Below are 11,791 nucleotides of genomic sequence, written 5' to 3' on the forward strand. Positions count from 1 at the left end.
TGCAAAGCCGCTGGCCACATCGCGCTGGCCTACAAACGGCCATCCTCACTTCAAACTCGCAAATGGGGAGCGGCTCATCGCCCGGATGAATGCGGTTCGATGCGAGTTCAAGCTGAGCGGGAGCTCCTCTAGCCGCCAAGTCAGCCGCGCATCCTCAGGCCTCCCTGGGGCGGAGAGAGCGCGATCGGGCCACCAGACTCGGCAGATGGCCGACTTTCGGCAGGAGCAGGAATTGAAGCAACGCGGGATTACCTCATTCGGCGCCTATGTGCCGCGCCGAAGACTTCCACGCGAGGCAATCGCCTCGGCGGTCAGATGGGCCACACCTTCGAAGCCCGGTGCGGCCAAGGGGCATCGCGCGATCTGTTCTCACGATGAAGACAGTATCACGATGGCGGTCGCGGCAACGCGTCATGCGTTGGACGGCCTTGGCGACTCCGGCGATCCGGGATCGCTGTTCTTCGCCTCGACCACCATGCCATTCGCCGATCGCCAGAATGCCGGGCTGATCGCCGCAGCAGCAGGCCTGGACGATGCTGCGGCATCCGCCGATATAGGCGGTTCGCTGAAAGCGGGTGTAACGGCGTTGCGCCTGGCCCTGGAAGGGGCGGGAGACAGCCTCGTCGTCGCTGCCGACAAGCGGCGGACGAAACCCGGTAGCCCCCAGGAGCTTAAATACGGCGATGCGGCGGCAGCCTTCTCGGTCGGCGAAACAGGGCTGCTGGCCGAATTCGTCTGCGCCCACGCCACTTCGGTGGATTTCACCGATCATTACCGCTCCAGCGGAGCGTCGTTCGACTATGTGCTCGAAGAACGCTGGGCACGCGACGAAGGGCTTTCTCGGATCATCCCTCAGGCAGTCACGGGATTGCTCGAGAAGGCCGGGATAGAAGCGACCGACATCGCCCATTTCGTGCCTGCGGGTCTCAATCCGCGCGATGCCAGTTCGATGGCTGCGGCATGCGGAATCGCGGCGCAGGCCATTCCCGAAGAGATTATCTCGAAGGCTGGCGACACCGGTTGTGCCCAGCCACTACTTTCGCTGACCCTCACGCTTCAGAATGCAGGTCCCGGCGAACTCGTTCTGTTGCTGGGCTACGGCCAGGGCGCCGAGCTGATCCTGTTCAGGACCACCGATCGCATCGGCAACGCCGCGCCACTGGTCGGCGCACGGGCAATGCTCGCCGATTTCGTGGAAGACGACAACTATCTGCGCTTCCTGTCCTTCAACGGCTTGGTCGAAATGGACTGGGGAATGCGCGCGGAGCGCGACAACCGCACGGCACAATCGGCATTCTTCCGACATCGCGACACGGTAACCGGCTTTGTCGGCGGACGCTGCACCGAATGCGACACACCGCAATTCCCGCGGACGCGGGTATGCGTGAGCCCATCCTGCCGGTCGACCGGAACCCAAGTGAAGGAGCCGTTCGCCGACAAGCGCGCATCGGTCAAATCCTTCACCGAAGACTGGCTGGCCTTATCGTTCAACCCGCCCCTGATCTACGGCAACATCCGCTTCGACGGCGGCGGTGTGACGATGCTCGAATTCAGCGATTTCGCTCCGGGCGAGGTCGCAGTGAGGTCTCCGCTCGCGATGCAGTTCCGCATCAAGGACATCGACCCGCAGCGCGGATTCCGCCGCTACTGCTGGAAGGCAGTGCCGCCCCGCAACTTGGACGGCCCCCGCACCGTTCCCCCCGCAAAGCAAGGAACGACACACCATGGCTGAAGGTATTCGCGACAAGGTCGCCATCGTCGGAATGGGCTGCACGCGCTTCGGCGAACGCTGGGATTGCAGCGCCGAAGACCTGATGGTCGAGGCATTCGAAGAAGCGCTGGCAGACGCCAATATCGAGCGCGATCGCATCGAGGCGGCCTGGTTCGGCCTGTCCTCCGACGATCAGGGCCCCGGCAAATCGGCCCTTTCGCTTTCCACCGCCCTTCGCCTGCCCAATATCGCCGCAACGCGCGTCGAGAATATGTGCGCCACGGGCACCGAAGCCCTGCGCGGCGCGGTCTATGGTGTGGCGTCCGGCGCCTATGATGTTGCCTTGGCGCTCGGTGTCGAGAAGCTCAAGGACACCGGCTATGGCGGCCTGCCGGAGAGGACCAAGGGCACCTTCGAGGATCTGTGGTTCCCCAGTGTCACCGCTCCGGGCAGTTTCGCGCAGTTCGCCAGTTCCTATGTCGAGGCGCACGGCATCGACATGGAGCAGCTCAAGGAGGCGATGGCGCATGTTTCGTGGAAGAGCCACGAGAACGGAGCCAAAAACCCCAAGGCGCATCTGCGCAAGCGCGTGGACAAGGACAAGATCCTCAACGCGCCGATGATCGCCTATCCGCTCGGCCTGTTCGATTGCTGCGGGGTGAGCGACGGTTCGGCCTGCGCGATCGTAACCACTCCGGCAATTGCCGAAAAGCTGGTCGGCGAAGGGCCGATGGTAACGGTCAAATCGATGCAGCTCGCGCTCAGCAATGGTTCGGAAATCGGTTTCGATGGATGGGACGGTAGCTACGCTCTGACGACACGCCTGGCATCACAGCGCGCCTATCGCGAGGCGGGGATCGAAAACCCGCGCGAGGAACTCGATCTCATCGAAGTGCACGATTGTTTCTCGGTAACCGAACTGGTCACGATGGAAGATCTCGGACTGTCCAAGCCCGGCGAAGGCTGGCGCGACGTCCTGGCTGGGACCTTTGACGCCGATGGGGAAGTGCCCTGCAATCTCGATGGGGGTCTCAAGTGCTTCGGCCATCCGATCGGGGCCACCGGCCTGCGCATGGTCTATGAAATTTATCTCCAGCTTCGCGGCCAGGCGGGCGACCGGCAACTGGACACGCCGAAGCTGGGACTGACGCACAATCTCGGTGGTTTCCCGAACAAGAACGTCTGCAGCATTTCCGTAATCGGCACCTGCTGACTTTCACCCCAATCCGGAGAAGAACTATGACCGACGCTTTCGGCCTCGAAGGCCGTACGATTATCGTAACCGGCGGCGCCCAGGGTGTGGGCCGTGCCCTTGCCGAATTCGGCCTCGCGCGGGGGGCCAACATCGCCTTGATCGACATCAATGCCGAAGCACTCGAGCAGGCGCGCGACGAAATCGACAGCCCCAACCTCGCCTGCTTTGCGAGCAATGTGGCTGTCGAATCGGAAGTCGACGAATTGGTCGCCGGGACGATCGACCGGTTCGGGGATCTCGACGGGCTCATCAACAATGCCGGCGTGGTCCGCGCGGCTCTGGCGCATGAAATGTCGCTGGAAACCTGGCAGAAAGTGATCGACGTCAATCTGACAGGCGCATTCCTGTGCCTTCGTGCCGTGGGCCGGGCGCTGATCGAGAAGGCGCAGCGCGGCGTGCAATCGCCCGGGCGGATCGTCAACATTTCCTCCGACGCCGGGCGCCGCGGCACGATCGGTCAGATCAATTACGGGGCAGCGAAATCGGGCGTGCTGGGCCTGACGATGAGCGCGGCACGTGAATGGGCGCGTCACGGCATCACCGTGAACAGTATTTGCTACGGCGTGGTCGAAACGCCGATGACCGAAACGATCCGCAACGAGCGCTTCCGCGAACGCTATCTGGCGCAGATTCCGCTGGGTCGCTTCGCCGATCCCGACGAAGTATCGCCGGCAACCTGGTTCTTCCTGACAGACGCCGCGAGCTATGTGACCGGACAGCATCTGTCGGTCGATGGCGGCTTCCATATCGCCACCTGATCGTGCTGCCGCGATCGCCTTTCGGGACAAGTGAGCCCAATGCGAGATGTTGGTGACTGGGGCGCCCGCTAGGCAGGCGGGCATGTCACATGGCTCTCCGAACCAGCGGACCGGGAATAGCCCGGAAACGATCGCGTCAGGCGCTTTCGCCCGATGAATGCGCAATTCGAACCCATCAGGACGGCTTCCGGTACAAGCGCCTTGCGCGCCGATGTCCGCGCTTTCCTATCCGAGAGGATCGGCGAATTGCCGCCCGAGATCCGCGCACAAAGCTGGTCGGGGTGGGATGATGCGCTGAGCGCCGATATGGGCGCACGTGGCTGGATCGGCATGACCTGGCCAACGGCTTTCGGCGGACAGGCGGCAAGCCAACTGGAACGCTACACCGTTGCTGAGGAGATGCTCGCTGCCGGCGCCCCCGTCGCCGCCCACTGGATCGCCGACCGCCAGAGCGGCGCGCTGATCCTGAAATTCGGCAGCGACGATCTGAAGCGCGAATTGGTACCGCAGATCGCGACGGGCAAACTCTTTTTCTGCATCGGGATGAGCGAGCCCAATTCGGGCTCCGATCTGGCATCGCTCAGGACTCGCGCGGAAAGGGTGGACGGCGGCTGGTCGGTCAGCGGCTCAAAGATCTGGACCACTTTTGCCGACAAGTCCCAATTCATGATCGCCCTCGTCCGTACCGCCCAGCAAGACGCGCGGTCGTCACGGGACGGGCTCAGCCAGCTTGTGGTCGATCTGTCGAGCGAGGGGGTGACCATCCGGCCGATCGAGGATCAGACCGGGGCGGCGCATTTCTGCGAGGTTTTCTTCGATAGTGTTTTCGTGCCCGACCGCATGCTGCTTGGCGAGGAAGGCCAGGGATGGGCGCAAGTCACCGCCGAACTGGCGCTCGAACGAAGCGGTCCGGAACGGTTTCTCAGCAGCCATGTGCTGCTCGAATTGGTCTGCGAAACACTGAACGAGCAACCGGACGATGCGATGCTCGCACTTCTGGGCGAATGGGCCGCGGAGCTGTGGGTTTTGAGGCAGATGTCGCTTTCCGTCGCGTCACGGTTGGAACGCGGTGAGGCGCCGATGCTCGAAGCCGCGATCGTTAAAGACCTGGGCGCACGCTACGAGCAGTCGATCGCGCGCGACCTCTCGGGAGCATTCACAGCATCGTCCTTCAGCGATGCAGGAGCCGGGATCGAACCTGTCCTGACCTATCTCGTCGCAAGCTCGCCCTGCTTTTCCCTCAGAGGGGGAACGCGAGAAATCCTGCGCGGAATCATTGCCCGGGAGCTCGGTCTGCGATGAACGAACATCGGTCCATTCTCAAGGAGACGGTCGAGCGCCTTTTCGCCGATCTGGCGGCGGATCGAACCGCCGACCCTCGCGCAAGCTGGCACGCGATCGACGAGCTGGGTCTGCCCGGCCTTCTGCAATCACAAGAAGCAGAGGGCTTCGGTGGCGATTGGGAGGATGCGGGGGCGGTATTCAAGGCCAGCGCGATCCACCGGCTCGAAATCCCCGTGAGCGAGACAATACTCGCCCGTTCATGGCTCGCCGGGCTCTCGCTCAAATGTCCCGATGGCATGGGCGGTTTTCTCCTCCACTCGGTCGATCCCGCAGGTCCGGCGGGGTTCGAACGGATGCTGGCGGCCGGAAAACTGGATTGGGTCCTGGCTCTTGGAGACAAGAGCTGGCGACTGGTCGATCTGAGAGAGTCCGGTTCCACCACCAATGGCACGCGACCTTCAAGGGCAGAACTGATCTCGAAAGACCTCGGCGCTGCGCTCATCGCGGAAGGCTCGCTGGACGGCGGGCCGCAGGATCATGCGCGCCAGGCCGCGTTGATGCGCGCGTGCCAGATGGCAGGCGCGATCGAGGCCATGGTAGCCCTCGCCATCGAGTATACTCGCGACCGCCAGCAGTTCGGCAGGTCGCTTTCCTCCTTCCAGGCCATCCAGCACCAGCTCGCCCTCGCAATGGAAGAAAGCGCAGCGGCATCCTGCGCGGCCGCGAGCGCCTGTCAGGCAATGGCGCTGGGCGACGCGGCATTCGAGGTCGCGGCGGCGAAATGGCGTGTCGGCAAGGCTGCGGACAGGGTCTTCGACATCGCCCATCAGGTGCATGGCGCCATAGGCTTCACGCGCGAATACGACCTGCATGAATTCTCGCTCAGGGCGCAGGAATGGCGGCGCGACTTCGGGAACGAGGGATATTGGGCGCGCGAGATGGCGAGAGCCGTTTTGAGCAACAGGCCCAAACCGCTCTGGCATTTTCTGACCGCACGACACGATGCGATCCTCGCGGCCGAACGCGCGGGCACGGGTTGATGAGCCCTTCGCCCGCTATTGCCGCGCTGACCAACTGGCGCGGACCCATCGCACCGCGATGCCGCGCTCCGGCTCACCCTGATGCAGCCGGTGCGATTTCCACCAAGACACGATGAAAGGACTGTCCGATGTCCATCCGCTACTCGCCCTATGACGAAAGCCTGTGGTCCCATCCTTGGGACACCTACAAGCGGATGCAGGATGAGGCGCCCGCCTATTACATCGAGGACCTCGACTGCTGGGCGCTGACCCGCTTCGAAGACATCTGGAAGGCGAGCATGGACCGCAAGGCCTACACGGCCACACACGGCACATCCCCCGATGCGCTGTTCCTGTCCGAGGCGCCGCAGCCAGAGGTGTTCCTGTTCATGGACCCTCCTGCGCATGGCCGTACCCGGGGGCTCATCGGGCGGTCCTACCTGAAGGACAAGATCGCACTGATCGAAGACCATGTCCGCGGTGTGGTTCGCACTGAAATAGCGCCCATGCTGTCGACGGGGGAGATCGATGTCTACCGGCTGGCCAGCCGGACGGCGCTCCAACTGATCGCCGCGTTCATCGGTCTGGAATACGAGGAAGCCTTGCGCATCCGCGGCTATATCGACCGGTTCTACCTGCGCGAGCCCGGTGTGCGCGGTACCACGCCCGAAGGTGCCCAGGCCTTTGCCGAGGCGCGTGACTACATTATGGGGCTGATCGAAAAGTACCGCCAGAACCCACCTGCCGAACACAGCCATATCGTCACCTGGCTCCATGCCGACGTCGACGGCAACCGGCTGACCGACGAGCAGATTTTCTTCAGCATCTTCGCCATGGTCATCACAGGCTCCGACACGCTGCCGCTGACCACGGCATGCACGATCTACAATCTCGCCGCGAACCCTGACCAGCTCGGCATGGTCAGGGACGACCCGACGCTCTGCGCCGCCGCTTTCGAAGAGGCGGCCCGCTTCGATCAGCCGACAAACATGCTCGGCCGCAGGGTTTGCCAGGAGGTCGAACTTCATGGCGAGACCATGCGACCGGGGCAGTCTGTTCTGTTCCTGTATGCTGCGGCGTGCCGCGACGAGCGCGAGTTCGACGAGCCCGACCGCTTCGACATCACCCGTCGCCAGCGCCGCAATCTTTCGTTCGGCACGGGCCTGCACTTCTGCCTCGGCCAGCATCTCGCCCGGCTCGAAGGGCAGGTCCTGCTCCAGGAAATTCTGGCTTCTGTCGGCGATTTCGAAGTTCGGCACGATCGCTGCGAGCGGATTCGCGGAGAGTTTCTCCAGGGCTTCTGCCAGCTACCGATCTCGTTCAAACCGCACGCGAGCTGAAATCTTGATCGAGAACCTGACGGCTGCCGCGCTGACCGATCTGCTGCGCGAAAGCACGCGCCTGTTCCTTCCGGGCACCACCGGCGAACCGCTTGCGCTGCGCAACCGGCTCGAGGGACATGAAGACCGCCTTGCGCATCTGTCAGTGCTGACGAACTTCGTCGCGGGCCTCAACGATTTCGCCCATCCCGTCCTGACCGGTGCGATGGAAAGTGCAGGCTTTTTCCCTGCATCGGAACTCCCGGCCTATCGTCAAATCATCGCGACCTATTCCGGCATCGGCCAGCAGCTTGCGCAATTCGCACCGGACATCACCTTCGTTCCGACCACCATTCCCGACGCACGCGGCTATGTCGGTTGCGGCCTGTCCGCCGAGTTCGTGCGGGATGCGCTCGAAACATCCGGGCGGGTCGTCGCGCTTGCCAACCCGGCCCTCCCTCGCCTGATCAATGGCGACCTCATTCACCGCGACGAATTTTCGGCAATTTTCAATGACGAAGCAGCACCGCTGGCGCTGGCGTCGGGCGGTACCGACCCCGACGATATCGGTGACGAAATCGCACGAAACGTAGTCAGCCTCGTCGATGATGGTGCGGCGGTCCAATGCGGCATTGGCAAGATCCCGAGCCTTTTTCTCAATCATTTGAGATCGAAGAAGCGGCTTCGAGTCCATTCCGGCATCGTAACGGAATCCATCCGCGGGCTCGTCGAAGCCGACTCGATCGACAGGGAATTCCCGATCGTGTGTGCCACCATCGCCGGATCGCACGCGTTCTATCGCTGGCTGGATGGGCGGGAGGACTTCCTCCTCAAACCGGTGCGACATACCCATAGCGCGTCCATATTGTCGCGGATCGAGAAATTCGTGGCCGTGAATTCGGCGCTGCAGGTGGACCTGCTGGGGCAAGTCAACTCCGAGGGTTTCGGAGCGAAGCCGATAAGCGCGCCGGGCGGACTTCCCGAATTCTGCCGGGCCGGTCATCAATCCTCGGGAGGATGCTCGATCATTGCCCTTCCCTCGACGGCTTCACGCGGCAAACGATCGCGGATCGTGCCTTCGTTGGCCTCGACATCGCCGGTCACCATCGCGCGAACCGATGTGGATTTCGTGGTCACGGAATACGGGATCGCCGACTTGCGCGCAAAGACAGCGAGCGAGAGGGCTGCCGAGCTCGTGGCAATCGCGCACCCCGACTTCCAGGCCGCTCTGATCGAAGCGGCACCCTGATCAGAACTCCAGCGGCAGGCCGAGCTCGCGCCTCGCGATGATGTTCTTCTGAACTTCCGAAGTGCCCGCACCGATCGTGTCGAGTGCAGTGGCGCGATAGGACCATTCCCATTTGCCGCCGGCAGGAGCGTCGGGATCGGCCTTGTGTAGCAGGCCTTGCGGGCCAAGCGCATCGATAGCGAAATCGGCCAGCTTCTGGTGAAGCGCGGTGCTGTAGAGCTTGCACATGGCGGCCTCGATCGTGGGGACGCGCCCCTGCGAGGAGGCGTAGATAACGCGGCGCTGCAGCATCTTGGCCATCTGGACGTCGGCCGTAAGCCGTGCGAGGCCGTGCCGGACCTCTGTGGACGCGTCCAGGCGCTCGCCATTGCGCTTGGTTTCGCCGAGCAACCCTTTGAGCGCTTTGAGCTTTTCCTCTAGGGGGCTGTAGGTGTAGAAGGTGAAGCGTTCGTAATCGAGCGCTTCGCAGATATAGGTCCAGCCCCGGTTCAGTTCGCCCACCAGATAGTCTTCCGGCACGAAGATGTTGTCGAGAAAAACCGCGTTGGTGACGTGTTCGCCCATCGTTTCGATCGGCTGGATCGTGATCCCGTCCTGATCCATCGGCAGAAGAAACAGGCTGATGCCCTTATGCTTCGGCGCATCGAAATCGGTCCGCGCGGCGAGCCAGTACCAGTCCGCGAAATGGGCCGAGGTGGTGAACATTTTCTGACCGTTGAGCATCCATCCGCCTTCGACGCGTTCCGCGCGCAGCCGCAGCGATGCCAGATCCGATCCGGCATGGGGTTCCGAATAGCCGAGAGCAAACTCGACATCGGCCGACAGGATCTTGGGCAGGAATTCGGCCTTCAACTTGTCGGACCCGTGCCGAATGAGCGTCTGCCCCACACATCCGACCCCCTTCCCGATCAGGGGAGCACCGACGCGCGAAAGCTCTTCGTTGAGGAGATATTCGTAGATGCCCGGCTTTTCCTGCCCGCCATATTCCTTTGGCCAGGACATGCCGAGGTACCCCCTGCGCGCCAGTTCCTTGTTGAAGGCCCTGCGCGCCGGTGTGTCCGCTAGAATGGAATCCGATTCGCGTTCCGGGCACATGATGTCGTCCGCGTCCGGCCATTCCCGCACCTCGGCGAGAAACTCCCGAACACGCGCGACGAACGCTACCTGATCGGCATCGAAATCGAAATTCATTGCGGGCTTACCCTAAGGACTATTTGGTGAGGTATTTGACGAAGGCGTCGGAAAGCTGCTGGACGAGCTGATCGTCGGTGATCGCCGGGGAATTGTTTTCCAGATAGGCGTCGATGCTGCCGACGATGATGTGTTCCGACACGAACATCGCGACTTCGAGATCGTCGACCTTAATCTCCGAACGGTGCTGCTGATAATAGGCCCGGATCGTATGATAGAGGAACTTCTCTGTCGTAACCGTCCGCGACAGTCTGCCCAGCTTGGGGACTTCGCGGGGCAGACGCAGGAAGATGAAGCTGTACTGCTTGCGCGTCTCGAGGATCGTCTCGATGATGGCCTGCGCCGAATCCTCGAGCGGTTTGGCCATGTTTTCGATCAGGCAGTCGCGCAGGACTTCGGAGGCGTTGATGACCGCGTTTTCTACCAGCGCCGCCGCGATCGCTTCCTTGCTGGAAAAATACTGATAGAGCGAACCGATGCTGACACCCGCCACTTCGGCGATGTGGTTGGTGTTCGCAGCGTCGTAGCCGCTCTTCATGATGATCGATTCGGCTGCACGCAGAATGCAATCCACGGTAAATTGTGCGCGCTGCTGCTGGGGTACTTTTCGCGGTGCGAGCTGGGCATCCAATACAGTCATTTCTCCGTCTCCCGTTCCTATCGGCCGCCACGATCGCCGAGCCATTCGGGGCAGTTTCTGCTGCCCGTCAGGACGCCCGTCGCGCCGTTCCCCCTATCCTCCCCGCGAAACCGGCGTGCCGGCCACTTTCGCGGAGACCTGTGAGAGTATCAGAAAAACTGAAAATTTGCTCACATTGAACTCGCTTTATTGAAATAGCGAAAAAAATCAGGGCTGGACGAAGCTCAGCTCGGCCTGAAGTATCGCCCCGTTCACCACGGGGTTCTGGGCAGCGAACAACAGCACGCGCGCGATTTCCGACGGGTCGATCAGGCGTTTCTCATGGACGAGCGACTTGAGGTATTCGGTCGCCTCGCCGCCATATTCGCGCAGCATTTCGGTATCGGTGAAACCGGGGCAGACACAGGCTGTGTGGATGCCCGTCCCGCCAAGGTCCTGGGCCGTGCTGCGCATCAGCCCGACGACCGCATGCTTGCTCGCGACATAGGCCGCCAGCCCCCTGCTGGCACGCTGGCTCAGCGTCGATCCGACATAGATGATCGACGACCCGCCCCTCTGATGGGGCAGAACCAGACGATTGAGAATCGAGGGAGCGACGACGGCCAGTTCGAGCGTTCTGCGGAAATCCTCCGCTTCGACCTGATCGATCGCACCGGGCAGCTGAATGGCGGAATTATGGACGAGGCTGATCTCTCCCGATCCGTCGAGCGCGGCATCGAGTTCGTCCTTGATCCGCTCGGCCCAGTCCGGGCTGGCCAGGTCGGCGGCAATGTCGACCGCCCCCTCGATCGGGATCGGACTGCGGGATATGTTGACGATGCGATAGCCATGTTCCGCGAAGAGCCGCGCTGTTTCGAGGCCGATCCCCCGGCTGGCACCGGTGATGACGAGGGTTGCGGGTGCTTCTGACGTCGGCATGTTCAAGCTGTCTCCCCAGTTTTCCGTGCCATAGTGGCCGGATCCTCGAATAGCTCAATGGCATTCCCGTCGGGATCGCCCACGATGGCCGCCCTTCTATCTGCGGGCAGCTCGACGATTTCGGAGTAGATTGGAGCCCCAGCATTGCGGCATCTCTCGAGTGTCGCACGCACATCGTCCACGGGAACCGTGATGTAGCGAATACCGGCCTGCGAGGCCCATCGTTCCGGATCGGCACTCGGTGTCGGTGGCGCGGCCGGCACGTAGAGTTTCAGAATGCTGCGGCCATAGGCGAGTTTGATCAGCGTATCCGGCCCGACCGGGATCGTCGCAACGTGCTGCAATCCCAGCACATCCTGATAGAATCGCTGCATGGGTTCGGCATCTCGCGTTACAAAACCGACATCGAACGCGCGGTGTTCCAGTGCTGTTTCCATTGCAATCTCC

At 62.3% G+C, this 11,791-nt stretch carries 11 protein-coding genes; 7 read left to right on the forward strand and 4 right to left on the reverse strand.

Going from position 1 to position 11,791, the window contains the following annotated elements:
- The first annotated feature begins 205 nt into the window (after nt 1-205).
- The 7 genes from L5849_RS07520 (at nt 206) to L5849_RS07550 (ending at nt 8,595) form a co-directional block, all read left to right on the forward strand.
- On the forward strand, nt 206-1,732 hold the full coding sequence (locus L5849_RS07520; RefSeq protein WP_236925041.1) for a 3-oxoacyl-[acyl-carrier-protein] synthase III C-terminal domain-containing protein: 1,527 nt from the start codon (nt 206-208) through the stop codon (nt 1,730-1,732).
- Nucleotides 1,725-2,924, forward strand: a complete 1,200-nt coding sequence (locus L5849_RS07525; RefSeq protein ID WP_236925042.1) for an acetyl-CoA acetyltransferase — start codon at nt 1,725-1,727, stop codon at nt 2,922-2,924. Before L5849_RS07520 ends, L5849_RS07525 begins: the two co-directional genes overlap by 8 nt.
- Nucleotides 2,925-2,950: 26 nt before the next feature.
- Entirely contained in the window at nt 2,951-3,724 is a 774-nt protein-coding gene (locus L5849_RS07530; protein WP_236925043.1) for an SDR family NAD(P)-dependent oxidoreductase, read from the forward strand.
- Nucleotides 3,725-3,877: 153 nt separating this feature from the next.
- Nucleotides 3,878-5,026, forward strand: coding sequence for an acyl-CoA dehydrogenase family protein (locus L5849_RS07535; RefSeq protein WP_236925044.1), 1,149 nt, complete (start codon nt 3,878-3,880; stop codon nt 5,024-5,026).
- Entirely contained in the window at nt 5,023-6,048 is a 1,026-nt protein-coding gene (locus L5849_RS07540) for an acyl-CoA dehydrogenase family protein (protein WP_236925045.1), read from the forward strand. Before L5849_RS07535 ends, L5849_RS07540 begins: the two co-directional genes overlap by 4 nt.
- A gap of 128 nt (nt 6,049-6,176) precedes the next feature.
- Nucleotides 6,177-7,367: a cytochrome P450 gene (locus tag L5849_RS07545; protein WP_236925046.1), complete on the forward strand. Its 1,191-nt coding sequence runs from the start codon at nt 6,177-6,179 to the stop codon at nt 7,365-7,367.
- A 4-nt stretch (nt 7,368-7,371) separates the two neighbouring features.
- Complete coding sequence (locus L5849_RS07550) at nt 7,372-8,595, forward strand: acetyl-CoA hydrolase/transferase family protein (RefSeq protein WP_236925047.1); 1,224 nt, start codon at nt 7,372-7,374, stop codon at nt 8,593-8,595.
- Here the strand turns inward: L5849_RS07550 and L5849_RS07555 are convergent, their stop codons facing one another.
- From L5849_RS07555 to L5849_RS07570, 4 genes are all read right to left on the reverse strand, one after another.
- Complete coding sequence (locus L5849_RS07555; RefSeq protein ID WP_236925048.1) at nt 8,596-9,786, reverse strand: acyl-CoA dehydrogenase family protein; 1,191 nt, start codon at nt 9,784-9,786, stop codon at nt 8,596-8,598.
- Nucleotides 9,787-9,805: 19 nt separating this feature from the next.
- Nucleotides 9,806-10,426: a TetR/AcrR family transcriptional regulator gene (locus L5849_RS07560; RefSeq protein WP_236925049.1), complete on the reverse strand. Its 621-nt coding sequence runs from the start codon at nt 10,424-10,426 to the stop codon at nt 9,806-9,808.
- Nucleotides 10,427-10,633: 207 nt separating this feature from the next.
- Nucleotides 10,634-11,344, reverse strand: a complete 711-nt coding sequence (locus tag L5849_RS07565; protein ID WP_236925050.1) for an SDR family NAD(P)-dependent oxidoreductase — start codon at nt 11,342-11,344, stop codon at nt 10,634-10,636.
- Nucleotides 11,345-11,346: 2 nt separating this feature from the next.
- Complete coding sequence (locus L5849_RS07570; RefSeq protein ID WP_236925051.1) at nt 11,347-11,781, reverse strand: VOC family protein; 435 nt, start codon at nt 11,779-11,781, stop codon at nt 11,347-11,349.
- Nucleotides 11,782-11,791 lie beyond the last annotated feature (10 nt).

The sequence above is a fragment of the Erythrobacter sp. SN021 genome, from assembly GCF_021864455.1.